This is a genomic window from Enterococcus sp. 5H (assembly GCF_028128615.1).
GTDB lineage: Bacteria > Bacillota > Bacilli > Lactobacillales > Enterococcaceae > Enterococcus_L.
Genome location: NZ_AMDP01000047.1, coordinates 1 through 18,497, shown reverse-complemented (window position 1 = coordinate 18,497; position 18,497 = coordinate 1). Strand labels below are relative to the sequence as shown.

The 18,497-nt window shown below is 33.6% G+C and carries 11 protein-coding genes and 3 pseudogenes; 7 read left to right on the top strand and 7 right to left on the bottom strand.

Annotated elements, in window-relative coordinates; translation table 11 throughout:
• Positions 1–154 (bottom strand): transposase (locus C240_RS16410; protein ID WP_442896599.1); only part of this gene is annotated, 154 nt, incomplete at its 3' end.
• 501 nt (positions 155–655) lie between these two features.
• On the opposite strand from C240_RS16410, the pseudogene C240_RS16405 reads away from it, so the two are divergent.
• Positions 656–1,577: pseudogene (locus tag C240_RS16405) on the top strand (transposase); the annotation flags it as partial.
• Positions 1,578–2,258: 681 nt separating this feature from the next.
• Here C240_RS16405 and C240_RS13580 read toward each other — a convergent pair.
• The 3 genes from C240_RS13580 to C240_RS13570 form a co-directional block, all read right to left on the bottom strand.
• The gene (locus tag C240_RS13580; RefSeq protein WP_271497000.1) at positions 2,259–3,254 is read right to left on the bottom strand and encodes an ETX/MTX2 family pore-forming toxin; all 996 of its coding nucleotides are present in this window, start codon (positions 3,252–3,254) and stop codon (positions 2,259–2,261) included.
• Positions 3,255–3,949: 695 nt separating this feature from the next.
• Positions 3,950–6,877: a Tn3 family transposase gene (locus C240_RS13575; protein WP_271496999.1), complete on the bottom strand. Its 2,928-nt coding sequence runs from the start codon at positions 6,875–6,877 to the stop codon at positions 3,950–3,952.
• A gap of 3 nt (positions 6,878–6,880) precedes the next feature.
• The gene (locus C240_RS13570) at positions 6,881–7,435 is read right to left on the bottom strand and encodes a recombinase family protein (protein WP_271496998.1); all 555 of its coding nucleotides are present in this window, start codon (positions 7,433–7,435) and stop codon (positions 6,881–6,883) included.
• Positions 7,436–8,022: 587 nt separating this feature from the next.
• On the opposite strand from C240_RS13570, the gene C240_RS13565 reads away from it, so the two are divergent.
• The 3 genes from C240_RS13565 (at position 8,023) to C240_RS13555 (ending at position 9,397) form a co-directional block, all read left to right on the top strand.
• Complete coding sequence (locus C240_RS13565) at positions 8,023–8,274, top strand: AbrB/MazE/SpoVT family DNA-binding domain-containing protein (protein ID WP_271496997.1); 252 nt, start codon at positions 8,023–8,025, stop codon at positions 8,272–8,274.
• A gap of 3 nt (positions 8,275–8,277) precedes the next feature.
• Positions 8,278–8,595, top strand: a complete 318-nt coding sequence (locus tag C240_RS13560; protein WP_271496996.1) for a type II toxin-antitoxin system RelE/ParE family toxin — start codon at positions 8,278–8,280, stop codon at positions 8,593–8,595.
• A gap of 127 nt (positions 8,596–8,722) precedes the next feature.
• Positions 8,723–9,397 (top strand): IS6 family transposase, encoded by a 675-nt coding sequence (locus C240_RS13555; RefSeq protein WP_271496995.1) that lies wholly within the window; start codon positions 8,723–8,725, stop codon positions 9,395–9,397.
• A 210-nt stretch (positions 9,398–9,607) separates the two neighbouring features.
• On the opposite strand, the gene C240_RS13550 is transcribed toward C240_RS13555, so the two are convergent.
• From C240_RS13550 to C240_RS13540, 3 genes are all read right to left on the bottom strand, one after another.
• Positions 9,608–11,026, bottom strand: coding sequence for an anthrax toxin lethal factor-related metalloendopeptidase (locus tag C240_RS13550; RefSeq protein ID WP_271496994.1), 1,419 nt, complete (start codon positions 11,024–11,026; stop codon positions 9,608–9,610).
• A 138-nt stretch (positions 11,027–11,164) separates the two neighbouring features.
• Positions 11,165–12,559 carry an anthrax toxin lethal factor-related metalloendopeptidase gene (locus C240_RS13545; RefSeq protein ID WP_271496993.1) on the bottom strand — a complete coding sequence of 465 codons (1,395 nt, stop codon included), beginning with the start codon at positions 12,557–12,559 and terminating at the stop codon, positions 11,165–11,167.
• A gap of 45 nt (positions 12,560–12,604) precedes the next feature.
• Positions 12,605–14,830 (bottom strand): binary toxin-like calcium binding domain-containing protein, encoded by a 2,226-nt coding sequence (locus tag C240_RS13540; RefSeq protein WP_271496992.1) that lies wholly within the window; start codon positions 14,828–14,830, stop codon positions 12,605–12,607.
• A gap of 404 nt (positions 14,831–15,234) precedes the next feature.
• On the opposite strand from C240_RS13540, the pseudogene C240_RS13535 reads away from it, so the two are divergent.
• The 3 genes and pseudogenes from C240_RS13535 to istB all read left to right on the top strand — a co-directional run bounded on the left by C240_RS13535 (position 15,235) and on the right by istB (position 18,044).
• A pseudogene (locus tag C240_RS13535) lies at positions 15,235–16,490 on the top strand (IS110 family transposase).
• Between the two features lie 539 nt (positions 16,491–17,029).
• On the top strand, positions 17,030–17,326 hold the full coding sequence (locus tag C240_RS13530) for a hypothetical protein (protein WP_271496991.1): 297 nt from the start codon (positions 17,030–17,032) through the stop codon (positions 17,324–17,326).
• A pseudogene (istB, locus tag C240_RS13525) lies at positions 17,323–18,044 on the top strand (IS21-like element helper ATPase IstB). The gene C240_RS13530 and the pseudogene istB overlap by 4 nt, the downstream one beginning before the upstream one ends.
• Positions 18,045–18,497: the final 453 nt, after the last annotated feature.

The window sequence follows — 18,497 nt, the reverse complement described above, 5'->3', positions numbered from 1 at the left end:
TCAGTCCTGTGGACTGATTAGGTAAATATAAATTCTTCCATTTGTAAATGATTGTTTCGGATAAGCCATATTCTTTCGCCAACCCTCGAACAGAACGTCCAGTTTGATTCAGTTCAACAATCATCTGTTTGAAATTTTCTTCGTATCGGATCATAAAATTCATCCTCTCGTAGATAAGTTTAATTTATTTTTGTCTCTACGAAAAGTTGTCTAAGATTTGATACTAACATCTGTTTAAATTCTAAAAGCAATCTAAAATATGCGCTATTATAATGTCCGTGCTCATTAACTACGATTATTGAATGAAAATAAACTGATAAATACAGTAATTCTATTTTTCATAAAATCTCTCCTTTGATAAAATATATATAACATAATAATAATAACACTAATCACTTGTTAGCATTTATCAAAAATAGGTAAAAAAAAAACTTTTTTGAATAAAATATGAATATATATTATATATTTTAATAAACATATTTGTATTGATAATAAATAAAGAGCTCAAAAAATCGACTCAATAAACCGAGAGTGGGACAATAATCAGAAGAAAAATTGATTATTGTCCCACTTTTTTTTATTTTTAGAGTAAACAAAAAGCACACAACCCTATAAGATCAAAGTGACTAAATCCATTCAAAAAAGAGTATGCTTTATTTTTAAAAAGTATACTATCGAACAAACGATTTTGCAATTAACATTGGAACAATATATTCCAGAAATAGATATTGCTTTTTCGATCAATGCCTTAGTCGAAGCATCTTTCATGTATTAGAAGAACAATTAGAACGACCAGCCTAAGATGATGCTAAAGATTATTCTATATGTTGATATCCTACGTGCCTTTTCTGATCGGGAAACTAAATTTCTGTTAAATGACAGCTCCTGTTTCCGTTAGTTAGCTAACCATGAACAAGTCAGCTATCGAACCATCAATCGGTTTAGAAGTCATGAAACAGCCTCTCACCTCTTAGCAGAAGCCTTTGCCTTATTTCGTCGACAAGTAATTACCAAGCGAGCTATCGATAATGAATCCATTCTTATTGATGGTATAAAAATCAAAGCCGATGCTAATAAGTTTAGCTTTGTTTGGCGTAAAGCAACCACTCGTTATAAGCGACTACTGGATGAAAAATCTGAGACGTTCCATCCAGTACTTTTCGAAGAGAAGGTCTTGCCTTTTTTGAAAGAGGAGAACCACCCTTCGGATTAACAAGTGGTCAACTGGAAGAAAGCTGCGAATCATTTAGATTCTGAACTTCATAAAACAGAGGTACAAAAAAGTAAAAAGTAAAACAAATCCAATTAAAGAGAAAAAGAAGAACATATAGAAAATATCTGTGAAAAACCCAAGCAGATTAACTACCAAGAAAATAAAAATATGAAACCTACAACCGACTTTTTCAAGAACGAAATAGCTTTTCCAAAACAGATACAGATGCCACTTTTATGCGAATAAAAGACTACTACATGCGTACTAGTCAGCTAAATCCAGGCTATAATTTACAAATCGCAACATAAAATCAGTATATCTAGCATATGATTTATTCCCAAATCTGATAGATACAAAAACTCTAAAATGCATTTCTCAAAAGAATATACATAATAAATAAAAGGAAAAAAACTACGTCCATAAATTCTTTTAGGATTAGTAACATAGTTTTTTACATTCTCACTTTTCACTCTATGATCAAAACGCAAAAATGTTATTGACTAGTTTATGAAAGGAGAAATTCAAGTGAACAGATCTATATTACTAGTTCTTAACTTATCAATTATGTTAATTCAAGAAAGATTAATAATTATTGAATTAACTCAAATCTACATTTACCTGAAGACTTCAAGTAGTCTATGCTTGAAAGTCTAAAACACCATATTCTGTCAACAATTACACAACAGACATCTATATTTAACATAAATCCGAATATATTTCTAACTAAATACAGTGTTCCATAAAAAGTAGCCAGCTTTTAAGATTGAGTAAGCAAAATAAAATTAAGTTTCGTAAGATTTGAAAACGAAACTTTTAAAAGTCTCATAAACCATACCCAAAAACATACCTAAGGGGATAAAGCAAAAGAAAGTTTTGCGAAAAACAGTGAGAAACTAGATAGTATTTAATCAAAGTAACAATTAATCTTTTCTAATTTAAATAAAATGAGAGTAAAATAAGATACCTTAAACTGGTATCTTATTTTTGTAGGAAATGTTCACAAGGGTATAGCTTATGAGACTGATGATGGATACCTTATAGCTACTTATTCAACAACTTTCGGAGTTACATCCATTAGAATTTCCTGTATTACGACTGGGGAAGACCTAGGGCTATTCGCATCAGTGACTAACATTCTTAGCTTCGTTCCAAATTGAGCCCTATATCTAGCAGTTCCCCATTTACGTAAAGCTGTCTCGTCATTAAAGGGTTCCCAGTTATCACGATGAGACCATCTGAACTGAGTACCTGGCAAAGCTGCTATTAGTCTATCATATTCAAAAACAGCTGCACCTGTTTCCATCGGAAGCAAAGGTCCATTAGATCCCAGCCTTTTGTACGGTACGAGAGCACTTACTGAACTTGTAAGATTAGTAGTACCTGTAGCAACTCCTGTCTCCAATACCCAACTAACGTTAAAACTACGACCTGCTGGAACTGGAATAGTCTGTGAAGGAACCGCCCACACTTTCTCTACCGTTGATTCAACTGAATTGGTATGACTAAAGTCATACCCTACTGTCATGGACATTCCACCATTAATAAAAGGAAAATTCATTTCTGCATTTGTAGTCATCGAAACTCCTGTTGCGTGAGTTGTTGTGGTTGTAACTCTATCTGACTGGGTGTAGGTGAAACTTGCAGTACTCATAACAAGATCGATATCTGTCATGTTAGTGAGAAGTGCATTATGTGCCGCAAGAGTATTTCCATTTTGTAAAACCATATCATCATTTACCCTAGCAAAAGGTGAATGTCTTATGTCCGCAATAGTTGTATTAGGAAATGGAAACACCTCAGTAGCACCAATATCACCATTCAAAAATGCATTCTGATTAAGATTATTTGAGAGGTCGATAAGCTCATTTCTAAATTGAATTCGAATATTATCATCCCTTTGATCCTTTTTTAAACTAGAAACTATCGAATTGTTGTTCTCAGATTCAGAAATATTTGTTGCTATCGCTTCTTCTGATAAATAGAATGAGCTAAATAATGATAATCCCAAAAGTAAAGAGCTAAAAGCCAATTTTTTACTCATAATTTTTTCCTCCTAAAATTTTTTGCAACTTTTGAATGCGCTTACAAAAACAATTATAACTTATTATAAGATGCAGTATAATACTAATAATATTGCAACTGGTGTAAAAAAAATGTTTTTTAAATTAAAATGTGATCTAAAACAAACGATTTTTTTTGTTCACGTATCAGTCATATGAAACTTTACGTTATAATTTCTTACATTTTTTTGAAAAATTCGTTAAATCAATGTTTTAGGGATAACGTCAATTTGGATAGAAAAATACTTTGGGCAACTCTTATGAACAAAAACAGCATTTTAAATTCGGTCATATGAGTATGGTTTATGAGATTATTAAAAAATTTCGTTTTCAAATCTTATGAAACTTAATTTTATTTTGCTTACTCAATCTTAAAAGATTGATCAAATTCTAATTCTTGTAGAAAGTGGGACAATATGAGGTGCCCCCCAAAAAAGTTGTACGTAGATTACCTTTTCAATTGAACTTGTCAAGAAAAATTGGACACTCAGTTAAGAGCATTTAAGGATATTGCTTCTCAAAGTCCTTAGGCGATTGATAACTAAAAGCCTAGTGTAGTCGTTTTGTGTTGTAATAGGTTTCAATATATTTGAATATCTCTAGTTGAGCTTGGCCTCATCGCCGCAAAGAGGGTAAAAATCCCTGTAAGAGATTTTTACCCTGATCTATCAACGTTTTAGTCTAAATAATTTTCTGTGTTTAAGTTTCTTAACTTGTTGGGTTTAGATAACAAGTCAATTTTGTACTCTCCAAGAAGATTAATATGATTCCATATAATTGGGGAAGTGTAAAGCATATATTTTTCAATTTTTGGTTGTTCTTTAACATAATGATCATAAGCTTTTTGAAGATATACCGTATTCCATAGGCTTATAGCATTAATGATTATATTTAAAGCGCTAGCACTTTGAAGTTGTTTTTCTATATCTCGCTCCATAAATTTACCATGTTGTCCTGAAAAAAGTTCTCGTGCTAGATCGTTAATTAGCTCACCTCTATTCAACATGCGTGTAATCTTCCTTCTTAGATCCTCATCAATAGCATATTCCAAGAGAAAAATTGTTTTTTCAATTTTTCCAAGTTCATTTAAGGCTTGAACAACCTTATTTTTTCCAGCATAGGATCCCAATCGGTTTAAGATAACTTTTGCTGTTGTTTTACCAGTTTGAATGGAATAAACTATTTGCTTAATTTCTTCATAATACTCTTGAATATCTTTTCTTCGAATGGTTCGTGTTAATAGACTTTGTAACTTTTTATATTCTGAAATTGGTTTTATTGAGAAAAGCTGCATAGAACCTATATTACGAATTCTAGGCTGAAATTTGAACCCAAGTAAATGAAAGATAGCAAAGGCCGTATCGGTATAGGCATTACTATCTGTAAAATGTTCTTCTAACTCTAACTCTGTATTGTGCCCAATAGCTCCATCAATAGCACTAGCAGCTTCACGCTGATTGGTCGCTATTATTTCTACAAAATGGGAAACATATTTATCTGCAGTATGTCGATAAATGGTGGCTCCTCGTTCTGTCCCATAATGGGGATTTATATCTGCATGGACAGAAGACACACCTACTTGAATACGCAGACCATCAGAAGAAGATCTTGTTCCGTCACCCCATATTTTTGACAAAGGAGTGTCTATTTGCGCATTGACGAGAATGGATTGAGCTCTTCGAAAGGCTTCAGGTGACATACGCCATTGTTTAGCATTTGCCATTTGCGGGAAGTTGATATTTGGCGTAGTTCGTGTCATTCTACCTAAATTGATGTTTAAACCCATAGCCAATAATGTGGCAAAAAGAACCTCTAGTTCATTTTCATCTGGTATTTTTCCAGTTCCTTCGTGAACAAACTCATTCATAAAACCAGTCCAACTATTCACTTCTATGAGAAGATCAGCCAAATCAATGCCAGGCAGCAATTTATATAGTTCTCGTTTATAAAAATCAGCTTCTTCAGGAGTATTTTTATCACGTTTTGTTATGGAGATACGATCAAACGACTGGGTCAGTTTACTGTAAGTGCGCAGCTTTTCATCCAAAACAGCTGATCGTGTAGTGATGTATTCTTCAAATGTATTTGGAATAGTCAGTGACCCATGCATGCTTGTTTTATTGACAAGGTAATCGTTTAAATCGCGGTACATAATGCTGTTAGTCTCAAAAATTTCTCCCGACCTTAAGCATTCTGTTAATTCAGTTGCAGCAGTTAATTCGAAAAAGGAACGATCAATTTGCCCTTCGTTGTCTAGAACTAATGGTTTCCATTTTTTCTTTACAAAATCAAGAGATATATCTGCCGAAATCTTACGCTTATTTTCCTCTTTCATAACGATTAAATGATTTAATGCATTTATAAGTGAGTCATTTTGCTTATTAGATTTCAACTCTAATGTTTCAATCATTGTAGGTACGTATCCTCGAAGATACACTGCTTTTTTCTTAATTAAATCCATATAACTAAACCTTTTAGGTTTAACTAGTTGTTTTGCTTGTTCAGCTTCAATGAGTAAATTTTCCCATGTTAACATTTGATCTAGTTTTAAAAATAAATCTTCACCAGTATTTCGTGAAGATTTTATTATTTCAATAACCTCAGCATAATGTTTCAACAACTCATTTGCCTGTTCTCCGGTAGAACGATGGAGCTCTTTAGCTGCATTTTGTCCAGAACGCTTAATTGTCATTAGAATACGCGTGTGTATATTAATCAAATGGTCTATTAACACTTGTTGATATTTTATAAGGAATGTAGTTAACAGAGCATATCGCTTATTTTCGTCAAAACGGATATAATCATATGTTTTATAACGTTCTGCAACACGTGCAAGTTGGCCTAGTCTATTTTCATGAACAAAGGATAATGCCTCTTGATTAAGTTTTATAGCTGTTATCGTTTGTATACGATAACAAACATCTAAAGCAGCCTCTTTGGTGGATTTTCCGCTCAGTGTCTTCAACCAAGCTAGTTTAGAACGTTTACTTTCTAAACCTATAACTAATAATTGTTCTAGCTTCTCTTTTTGTGTATCAGACAATATATCTGAGATTTTTTGGTATAATTCTAGTTCATTAGCTGTTCTAACCGAAATAACAATACGCTCAATTTCAATAATATCAGGCAACAAAATTCTTTGCTTTCGAAACTCTTGGACGGCTGATTGTATAAGGTATAATTCGTCAAAATTTTCTTTAACAGTGTCTTCTAATATCTTTTTAAGATAGGATAAATTTGACCAAGTACATTCCTGATAATTGTAATATGTACAAATTTCAGTCAAATGATTGAGTAGAGTATTTTTACCTTTTCCATAATTCTCAAACTCAATTATCGATATCCCAAGTTGTGCCCCCACATACTTAAGAAAATCTTCAGGAATATCCAGACTATCAGACAAAGCTATTCCAGGGTATCGAGCGAGACACAATTGAACACCAAATCCCATACGATTAGCTTCTCCTCTATGTTTATTGATCAACTCGATATCTTCTGCAGAGAAACTAAAATAGGATTTAAATTCTTCATTCCCTAATTTTTTTATTGAAAGTAAGTCATTTCTTTGAGCTTTTGTGAGTAATCCTTGAGCTTTTGTTACCATAAATTATTGTTCTCCTTTATCAACATAGCGATAAAGGGTTGTTTTACTTAGCCCTGTTGCTTCAGTTATCTGTTTAATAGTATATTCTTTTGAAGAATACATTTTTAGAGCAGTTTCAACTTTCGATGGATCCTTGAAAGGACGTCCGCCATGTCTTCCTCTAGCTCTGGCAGCTGCTAGCCCAGCCTGAGTCCTTTCAACAATTATATCTCTCTCAAGCTCTGCTAAATTGGCCATTGTTCTGAAAAAGAATTTTCCAACACTAGTAGAGGTATCTATATTGTCTTGAATTGATATAAAATTGACCTCTTTCTTTTCAAAAAGTTCTGTTAGCTCAATCAGATGTTTTGTTGAGCGTGAAATCCTATCCAATTTATAAATAATAATAGTATCGCCAGGCCTGATTACTTTTAAAAGTTCTGCCAATTCAGGACGTTCTTTCTTTGTTCCAGTAATCTTTTCTTTAAAAATTTTATCTGTTTGTGCGTTTTTTAGAGCATCAATTTGCATATCTAGATTCTGATCATTTATACTTACACGTGCGTAACCAAAAATCATTCATAATCCCTCCAATATTTTTCGTTAATAGTACCATAAACGTTTAGTACAAATTATATCGGCCGTTAGATTATGGGAATGAGTTATGGTTCTTACTTTTACAGTATTTATGTTGCAAATTTACTAAATTATTAAAAGCACCATAAACGATCGTTTATGGGACCACGCTATACATATAAAAAACTCTTAGAGGGATAAAATAACAACAAAAACGGGGAAAATAAACCTTAAAGGGATTTTTGCCCTCTGTGCGACGATGAGGCCTAGATCCAGATCATTTTATTATTAAAATACATCGAATATTTTCTACTAACGAGTATTTTAAGTGAAAATTCCTTTATTTTATGCAGAACTACGAAGAATAAAGTAACAAAATATTCTACTTAATCAACGTTTTTGACACTTATTTTTTTTGGAACTATACACTGAAGTTAAAACATACTTAGCCCCTATGTTTGGAATCAATCATACGCCGATTCTGATACAGGATCAGCGTATTTTTTATATCAATTTACAAAATAGAGAATAGAAACAAGCCAACGAAGTTATAACTATGTTATAATGGATTCAGAAAGGATGTGTTTCCTATGCAAAAAATAAAAGTGCGAAAAATTGGAAATTCTTTAGGTATAATTCTTCCTAAAGATAGTGGTATCACAGAAGGAGAGGCTCTAATTTATCAAAAAAAAGGGTCTATTATTCAACTAGATTTATCTGAAGCGCAAAAAAAGTATGACCGTAAATTAATTGAAGAGGGTTTTAAAGAATTTGAGGATGGTAATATTGTAACAGAAGCTGAAATGATAGAAGAATTTGGACGTTATGGATGGGGAAAATAAGTTATGAGTAATTTTTCAATAGCATATTCAGAAAGTTTCCGACTTAGTCTAAGAGAATGTATACGAGAGTGGTCTGAAGAGTATTTTTTTACAGATGAAAAAATATCAACTTTCATTCAATCCATTCACAAATCCATCGAGTTAACCGCAGTCTTTCCAAAAATGCACGAAAATGTAGCATCACTTTACAATTTTAAAGTTCCCACCTATAGAATACTAATAGGAACAAATTACGCAATATTTTACCGAATTAATGAGCAAGAAAAGAAAATTCTAGTTGGAAATATTTTTCATCAAAAACAAATGCACATCACTTTTTAGTAGTCCATGATCACTAACAGTGATTATGAACTTTCTTTTTCAAAGAAATTAGGGTCCTGTTGCAAAGTTTTTCTAAAAGATCCAGATAGTGTAAAATGGAAAGAAACGGAATCAAAGAGGAACAGCTATGACCCATTTTAAAGGCAAACAATTCAAACAAGACATTATCATGGTAGCCGTAGGCTACTATTTACGGTACAACTTAAGTTACCGAGATGTTTCAGAAATCCTTCGTGAACGCGGAATTGAAGTCTGCCACACAACTGTCTATCGATGGGTTCAAGAATATAGTCAAATCGCGTACTGCCTTTGGAAAAAGCGGAATCGCATGGCAAGTGACTCTTGGCGAATGGATGAAACCTATATTAAAGTGAAGGGCAAATGGCACTATTTATATCGTGCCATTGATTCTTCTGGGCTGACACTCGACATTTGGTTACGTAAGAAACGCGACAGTCAAGCAGCCTACGCTTTTTTCAAACGACTAGTTAAGCAATTTGGTGAACCCAGGGTTCTTGTTACAGATAAGGCGCCATCGCTCTCTTGTGCGTTTAAACAGCTCAAATCAGAAGGTTATTTCATTTCTACCACTCATCGAACCAGTAAATATATGAATAATATCATTGAACAAGATCATCGACCCATCAAGAAAAGAAATAAATTATACCGGTCCATGAGGACCGCTTCAGCAACAATTAAAGGGATGGAGACAGTCCATGCTTTATACAAAAAAAGTCGAAGAAATCTCTTCGACTTTTCAGTATGCGATGAACTCAAGCAACTAATGGGAATAATTGCTTAAAATGACCTAGTGAAAAGTGTTGGTTTTTCTTATTTATAACTTTGCAACAGAACCATCGTATTTGTCACCTAATAAATTTGAGCAAAATCTACTGACTACTTAAAGTAAAAAATCTCTCGCAAAAACTGTCTCACCTATTGACTCTAATCTACTCTGTTATTTCTAGAAATAATCGTACTACTTAAATCAAAATAAAAATCTAGAACACGCTTATTGATCTATAGTCCTATCTATTCGCTTTTTAATGAAATCGAATGCTCTTGGTGCTTTAGTCAACAAGCTCTCTTTATAGTCAGCTCTATCTGAATTGATCATCCTAAACACTTCCGCAAAAAACTCGTTTTGGTTTGTCCTTGCATACATATTTGCCAACTTAGGACTCTCTTCTTTGAATATGTTTTTAAATTCTTCAGAATCTGATATTAATGAATCCTTTATACCTAATTCATACATTCCTATATACAAGTCGAAAGCATGACCAAATTCATGTACTAGATCATTTGTCTTTATCTTATTAGATCCTACAAAAAAACTTTCTAAACTATTTATAAATATTGTCTTATTGTACTTGTTAGTAACCCCTGTTGCTTCTCTATACAAACTAAGAACACTCTCTTTCGGTGGTTGTGGGAAATATACTTTGGGTATAGACGTTAACGGTATATCTGTAAAAACCAAATGCCCCCCACCTTTCTTTAGAAACTTTATAGTTTTTTCAATTACAGTATTATGAATTTGTGTAGAAAAATCTCTTAATAATTCTCTCACATTATTTGATACTGTGGAGCTACCTAGGCTGTGCAATTCAAAATTCAAAAATTGTGTTCCACTACTCAATCCTAAGATTCTGTTAATATCTTTATTTAGATTTTCTAAAACATTTTGTTGCTGATTAATAACATGCTCTTTTGGAACAAGTCTTGCTTCCACCCTGATGGCTTCAGACCCTCGTCTAGTAATGATCCGAATATCTGTTATAAGAACTCCTACATCTCTTTCTAAAAATATTTCATTCCCATTTATATGTCCAGTTTTTGTTCCTTTTGGCAGCGATATTCGCCAATGAATGATACCTTCACTTTTTCTTGAGTCTTCTGCAATATCCACTTTCATGAAACTTCTGCTCAGACCATTTTTCCAGCTCTCCTTCAATTTGCTGATAAACTCTCGGTTAATACTTCCGTCAGTATTTTTTATCTCATGATCATACATACCTATAATATCGTATGTTGAATCGTTACGATAGACAACTAATGAATCATCAAGCCTAGTTCCAACTCTATTTATTGCCTTGTCTATGTTTGAAACCACATCCTTGTATCTTTTTGTGGGTATACTGGCATCCGTCGGTCTGTTATTTAAATTCCCCCCAAGCATTTCCAACTCTCGGTTAACGTTGATATTAGTACTAGGGTCAGATTCATTCAAAGTGTTTATTGCATTTATTTCAGTAGCTGACAGTTTATTTCTCCAATCGCTATAATTTGAATGAGCCCATTCTTCCGCTGCTATTCTATCATCTCTAAAATCAGGTTGCTGAACTGGAGCTGCTTGAGTAGAAATTGAACTAATAAATAATCCAGTCAAGATAATAACTACACTTATAAATATTTTCTTGTATAACTTCATTTCCTGCCCTTTCTGTTGACTTGTGTCCGTATTTTTTCTAAAAGTTTAACGTATGTGACAAAACAGATAATATAACTATTTTCTACTGTCCCTTGACTATTCTTTTTTAAGATATTCTACAACAAAATTGAATTAGCCCTATCGAATTTTCGTTATAAATTCATAACTTTTGGGAGCACTTTCTTTAATATGCTCTCTTTTTTGTAAGTTTGTTGAATAGGTGAGTCTAAATGCTTCCGCAAAAAATTCTTGAATATTCGTCTTCCCATATTCCGTGAGTTTATCCCTTTCTTCATTAAAAATAACTTTAAACTCTGCAGAGTTCGAAAGATTATCATCACTGTACCCTTGTCCACGCATATTATCAACTACGTGCCCAAATTCATGGAGCAGTCGTTCAGGATCCATGTGATTACCTACGATTCCTCTAGCATGACCATTGATCACTATAGTTCTTTTATAAGGATTGTATCTTCCAGCGGATCTATTAGCTTCGTTAAATACTTTCTCTTCTTGTGATGGAAGAATATCTACAGGTAATGCCTCTCTTACATAGCCTAACTTCTTATCTGTAAGAACAATGTTTGCTCCTTTTTCACCCATAAATGATATTCCCTCCTTTAATATTGGTAAGGGTATTACATCAATAAATCTACTTACCATTTGCTCAGCTTGCTCAGAAATAAGGGAGGCTCCTTTACCAGATAGATCAAACGCTATCAGTTTATATTTATCACCTATTTTATCAGCAACTATTGTGTCAATATTATTCTTTACTTTTTGAATTTTTTTGTCCACTTCTTCTTTTGAAATCAAGTTTGCTTCTACTCGTAGAACTTCCCTACCGCGATCAGTAATTCTCCGTATACTTTCTATTTCTAGCCCCATATTCCTATTTATTATAAGGTTATCTATTGCATTATTGACCTGAACCAACGGGGTTCGTTCAGGAACTTTTATTCTCACCTTAAATTGTCCATTTACTTGTGGCTCATTCCCTGTAGCACTTCCTATTAAAAAATCTGACAAAAATCCATACCTATAAAATTCTCGTAAATGTTCTACTTTTGTATTATCTAGAATATTTGGATTGTTTACTTTATAATAGTACGCCTCAGGAATATAAAAATCATTCGACGAAACCAATGAATACAAATAGAAACCAGTATGGTTCCGCGACTCTCTTAGTAAAAAAAGGGCATCCATTAATTTTAATTCGTCAGCGAATCTTTCCATTCTAATTTGGCTTTCTATACTCGCACCTCTTGGAATCAAGCTGAAATCACCACCTGTTAATCTCAGCATATTATTCATCGTACGTTCATTTTCAATTGTTTGTTCAAAAGTAATTAAAAATGCTTCTTGACGATCGTCTAACACATCTCTAAAAGGTTCAAATATTTCAATAACCCTATCTATATTTTCATCATTGTCTCCACTGATAAAATCATTTATCGCGTGAACTTTTAGAGGGTATACTGCTGAAAGAGCTATGAAAGCTATGATGGTTATTAGATTTTTTTTTTTCGACATATTTACACCCTACTTTCATTAATCTAAAATTTATTTATATTTTGATTATTCAGACAGTATTGTAATCCTGTGGTTGAATCTTGTAATAGCAGTTAAAGTGACTGGTGAGTTCTTATCAACGACTAGTACACTTCCTAGATCTCTATGGGTTACTACGCTAAAATTTGCATTATTCGGCCATAAACCGAATACAGATAAATCCAATTGGATAGCCTCCTTCATTTGATCACTTATAGGACGAATGTGATCTGCATTTCTAGCCCTTTGGGCGTCAATTTTTATCGTTTGGAGTCGACCGTTAGCTACTGCAGTAATTTCATATTCTATGACGTAATTTTGATCAACAGATTTAGCGTCATTAAAATTAACTTGACTCAAAAAATCATGGCTAGTTGACGTTTTATCACTAATTAAAGTATAGTTTTTAAAAACGTTTTGAATTTGGCTATTTGTTTTAATACTAGTCAAGTGAATATTCATTCCTGGTCTTATAATGACATCATAGGCTGATGACAAATTTTGATTTTTCATTTGGCGCTCAAATTCTGATTTTGTTTCGGCATCTAAAACCAAATAAATATCCTCTGGTTCTAATAGGATCGTTTGTCTCGTTCTTCTATGATAGTAAAACATTTTATTTTCACTATTTATTTCTGCAGAAAAACTTTTTTTTACTGCTTCTCTTAAAGTTAACTCTGGTGTCCGATCGTTAGCATCTGAAGCATTTTTAGCAGCAATTCGTCTTTCAACTGCTTCTCCACCAGCTAAGTCTAGAGTAATTCCTGTAGTTGTTCTACGAATTTGAGGAATAAACAATGACCATTCACCGCCTATTATATTCCCACCTGTAGCATTTCTCTTAACATATCGTCCATTGAACTGTGTAGTTTCTAAACTGAGAGGTCTACCCGAATCCAAGTTTTGTACTTGATCAAAATTAAGTGGGATTAAACGCGATGAAAATTGATCTAAAGTATTGAGGCCTATACCATGTAAGTTTCTATTTGGATAGGATTCATCCGGACCTAAATAATCCGCTGATTGATTCTCTTGGGGGTTAATAGTTGCTATAGTTGCATTATTAAGCACCATGTTTACTGTAGGCCTCAAATTATAAATAACTCCTGTTCCTGTATTATAATAACGAATATTTGCATTTAAGTTAGCCGTTTCTCCTCTGTTAAGTCCAATACTTGATCCCCATGAAGATCCATTTGACTGACCAAAATCCACTGTTTGAGAATTCGTATGTGAAAAATGACCTGTCACAGATGCAGATGGCCAAAATGAAACCGTAGCATTCAGGTCTATACCATACGTATTAGATGTAGTTGTACTGGAGTTAACATTTCTTGACTCTGATTTATTAAGCTCATTATTTTCATGAATGTTTCTTGACAAAATTATTCTCTCCATCCCAACAGAAATCGATGGAATTGCTGCTACTAAGGGATCTCTAGCTTCCACACTCATCCCCTCATCTACATCACCCAAAACTTTTTCAAGATCAGTATATGGATCACGTGCTGTATGAGCATGATTCGGATTAGAAATATATTTCACATATCCCTGAGCTGCAAAAGACTCCTCCCAAGGTCTGACAACACGATTGATTACGGTATATCCATTGATTTCCCAAGAGTCAAAAATTCCATCATCGTCAGTATCCAACCAATCGTTTCTAAAATTAATGTTTCCTCTACTCTGATGCGAAGTTACATCATTAGAAACAAAGGTGGACTCTCTCTGTTTCGATTCAAACTCTGGTCTTAAAATATCAATATCCTTTATCTCATCATTATTTGCATTTTTGAATAAAAATCCTAAATTTAGAGCAGCATTCTCTTCTTGAGAAACATAGTTAATTTCTATTTCATATATTTTAGTTTTCAAGTCAATAGGTTTGCTCACTCCATTATCAACAACATTCTTTCCATCAACGATTATCTGTATATTTTTATTATCTGTAGTAGAAAATATATAGCTATCTTCTTTTTTTATAGATATTTGTCCAATCCATCTAGCTGCATATATTCCCTTTTCATTTTGGCCCCATTTAGAGGGTTCAACTACTAATCGATCTTCTAAATTTGAATTTTCTTGAATAAATGCTGGTGAAAAGTCTTTGTAAAAATAGTACCCAAGTAATCCTTGTTTAGCAGAATTTTTCTCGGAATAATTTAATTCTGTCGCTTGACCTACCTTTATATCAGCTAACAATAAAAATAGACTCCCTATAAATATCAAAAAAATAGCAATTGCTTTTTTCATCATGTTTTCCTCCTCGTAAAATAAGTTTTAGAAAGACAAATCGTCTCTCAAATTAATAAATAAATGATTTTGTAAATATAACAATATTCCTTACGGAATATGTTTCGATATTGTTGAATTTCTCAGATACAATGGATGTATGGAAAGGATCCATCGGGAATCTGCTACTCCCTCCTGTAGCTTTGTCTACGTTGATAAGTCTGTTGCCCGAGCCATTGTTATCACTACCAACACACTAGCTGTTTCGATTGCGCTTTGGGCTTCTGGATAGTAGACCAGAAGTCAGCTTCCAAAAAGTAGTCATCGTATTCTCTTAGGCGAGGTTGTGGTTACACAATGAGCTTCTGGGAAATCCCACAGTATCGAAGCAATTTTCCAAATACACTATGAAGGGAGGTCCTTCCATGAATCTATTTGTTGGTTTAGACGTTAGCTCTGAGAAATTAGATGTTTGCTTTTTATCAGATGATGATAATTTGACTATTCTTGAAGAAATCACTTTGGGCAACGATATTGATGGTGCGACCACTGTCAAAGAAAAAGTGATTGATTTTCAAGAAGCCTATGGCTTTCATCAAGTGATTATCGGTATGGAGTCAACTTCCATGTACAGCTTTCACCCAGCCATGTTTTTTAATCAAGATAAAGACTTACAAGCGTTAAATACGTTAGTAACCATTGAGAATCCTTTTCGTATTAAGCAGTTTAGTCGCATGTTTGACGAGGATAAAACGGATCGCAACGATGCGTTCCATATTGCTGATTTTTTAAGAATCCAACGATTTACTACTTCTCCAATCAAAGAGGAAAAGTATATGGCTCTTCAACGATTAACACGTACTCGTTATCAGCTAGTCAAACAGTTGGTTAGAACAAACAACACTTCTTAGAAAACCTCACGTATAAATGCAATACCTTAACACGTGAGTTAAAAGAACTGGATGGGACGACATCTGTTTTCAGCTCATCCATTATGTCTTTAATGACAGACGACTACAGCTTGGACGAACTAGCTGAAATGTCTTTACAGTATTTCGTCACTTTACTTCAAGAAAAAGGCAAGGGACAGTTTAAAAACCCGGAGGCATTAGCTAAAGCAGTCCAACGTGCTATTACGATGTCCTATCGCCTAGGAGACATTGCTCAAGAATCCATTGATATTGTCCTAAGTGTTCTAGTTCATGAAATCCGCGCACTAGAATCAAGTATTAAGGACTTGGATAAAGCGATTGAACAACTGGTCGTTGTTCTTCCTGAATATCAGTGCTTAACGAGCATCCCTGATGTAGGAAAAGTCTATGCCGCTGGCATGATTGCCGAAATCGGTCAAATCGAAAGATTTGAGGATCAGACCAAACTAGCGAAATATGCTGGATTAAGCTGGAAAATTAAACAGTCTGGGAATTATCAATCGGAGAATACCCCTTTAACGAAACAAGGAAATAGGTATTTTCGTTATTACTTAGTTGAAGCTGCCAACTCAGTCAGACGATATTTACCCGAATTTCAAGAGTTCTACTCAAAAAAATATAAGGAAACTCCGAAGCATCAACACAAGCGAGCCCTCGTCTTAACTGCAAGAAAATTTACGCGTCTGGTGGATACGCTACTACGCAACCACCAACTCTATGCGCCACCAAGGAGCGTGATAGATAAATAACAGTTTGTTATTGACACAATCCTTGGAACTGGCCCGAAAAAAATCTGATTTTGGTCGGATTTAGTTCAGTGCGTTTTAAAAATTGGTAATCAATAAAAATATTTTGAAATTTTATCTTGACTTATTACCACTAGACTTAGTAATTAATCTCTAAATGCTACAATGTAAGGTTCTGACACAGTAAATTAAGAATAAAAAAAATTATTAAACTAGCCTTATGAAAATAATCATAATATTCACTTCCTGATTTTGGCTCATTCTATAACTTTGGAACCGAAATCCCTTTAAGGTACTTCTATTTTTTTACTAATTAATATCAAATACATCATTGAAAAGTTTATGAGTTACCTTAAAAATAAACATATCCATTTTACTTGTTTATGCTAATTTAAAAAGGGGCCACTTCTTATAGGTGCGATGGTTGAAAAAGGGACCACATTTACTTATTGGAGGTCCTGGAGTGATAAAATTTATGGATAAATGTACCATCATACGTCTTATTAGAAGGTGGACGTTCTCAACGATCTGTCGCAAAAGAATTGGAGCCAAATCGAAAAACGATTGGTCGTTATTGGAGACAATATCAAGCTGCTCAACGAGACTTAGAAAATGATCCAGCAGATACTCTGAGAAAAGAGGCCTTAACTGTTCCTCCTACTTATCAATCTGAGAATAGAAAACCTAATAAATATACCCTCGAAATCGACCAACGAGTCGAAGCGATAAAAGACCAAATGGTCTTTAAAACGCCACCAAGTCGTGCAGTAAATGAAGCAAAAAACCAAGTACAAGAATACAATGTGATCCATCAAGTGAGAAAGGTGACAAATAAATGATTGAAACATACGCGAAACAACTAAAACTTCCTTATTTAAAAAGAAACTATTCAACTTTGATTCAACAAGTAATTGATCTTGATCAAAGTTATGAAGAATTTATCACTCAAGTATTGACAGTAGAACTTGAGCAACGACAAAATAATCGAATCCAAACATTGATACGGCAATCAAAATTACCAAGTAAAGTTACTTTTGACGATTATATGGATAGTCATTTAGAAACCAAATTGAAGAAGAAAATCAAAGAACTGAAAACATTGCGTTTTATTGAACAAAAAGAGAATCTTATTCTAATAGGGAATCCAGGCGTTGGAAAAACACATTTAGCGACTGTCCTTGGAATGGAGGCCTGTCTTTCAGGTAAAAGTGTTTTATTTACCAATATTCCTAATCTAGTTATTGAATTAAAAGAATCTATGAGTGCCAATCAACTAAATTTTTATAAACGTCGGTTTGGCAAATACGATTTAGTTATCTTAGATGAATTAGGCTATGTTTCATTTGATCAAGTTGGTAGTGAAATACTATTTAATCTTCTTTCCAATAGAACAACCGCTGGTTCTATGATTATTACAACGAATCTGTCATTTGATCGTTGGGAAGAGGTCCAATGCTTACCGCAGCTATGGTGGACCGTTTGGCCCACCGGGCCCATGTATTGGATCTCAGTGGTCCATCTTTTCGTGTAGAAGATACAAAGAATTGGCTAAAATAATTTTTTGGCCCTTTTTTGAATCATCCGATGGCCCCTTTTTCAGTTGCGTTTAACATTATTGGTATTCCTTATTAAAACCTCACCTCCTTTAAAAGTAGAACACTTACAAAAACACATTAACAGAATTCGCTCCTCAAATCAATAGATATATATTACAAAAAATAATATATATCTATTTTAACGTTTTAATTAAAAAAATTTTTGATTTTAAAATAATAATTTAGTAAAATAAGCAATTTTATACTTTTTTTAGACAAAAAAGTCCCTATCCAAAAAAAAACTACATACACCTAAGCATGCAGCATTCCTTCCATTATAAAATTAGTATTTGTTTGTCTTCCCGACAACCATAGATTGGTTTTGGCTCTCGTTGCTGCTTATACAGCTTATAGTGCTTGTGTAGCATTAATTGAGTTATGATCTCTTTCATTTCTACAGCTGGTTGATTACCTT

Excerpts from the sequence above, each read along its gene's own strand:
- C240_RS13580 (WP_271497000.1), bottom strand. The coding sequence starts at position 3,254 with ATGAGTAAAAAATTGGCTTTTAGCTCTTTACTTTTGGGATTATCATTA.
- C240_RS13575 (WP_271496999.1), bottom strand. The coding sequence starts at position 6,877 with ATGGTAACAAAAGCTCAAGGATTACTCACAAAAGCTCAAAGAAATGAC.
- C240_RS13570 (WP_271496998.1), bottom strand. The coding sequence starts at position 7,435 with ATGATTTTTGGTTACGCACGTGTAAGTATAAATGATCAGAATCTAGAT.
- C240_RS13565 (WP_271496997.1), top strand. The coding sequence starts at position 8,023 with ATGCAAAAAATAAAAGTGCGAAAAATTGGAAATTCTTTAGGTATAATT.
- C240_RS13560 (WP_271496996.1), top strand. The coding sequence starts at position 8,278 with ATGAGTAATTTTTCAATAGCATATTCAGAAAGTTTCCGACTTAGTCTA.
- C240_RS13555 (WP_271496995.1), top strand. The coding sequence starts at position 8,723 with ATGACCCATTTTAAAGGCAAACAATTCAAACAAGACATTATCATGGTA.
- C240_RS13550 (WP_271496994.1), bottom strand. The coding sequence starts at position 11,026 with ATGAAGTTATACAAGAAAATATTTATAAGTGTAGTTATTATCTTGACT.
- C240_RS13545 (WP_271496993.1), bottom strand. The coding sequence starts at position 12,559 with ATGTCGAAAAAAAAAAATCTAATAACCATCATAGCTTTCATAGCTCTT.
- C240_RS13540 (WP_271496992.1), bottom strand. The coding sequence starts at position 14,830 with ATGAAAAAAGCAATTGCTATTTTTTTGATATTTATAGGGAGTCTATTT.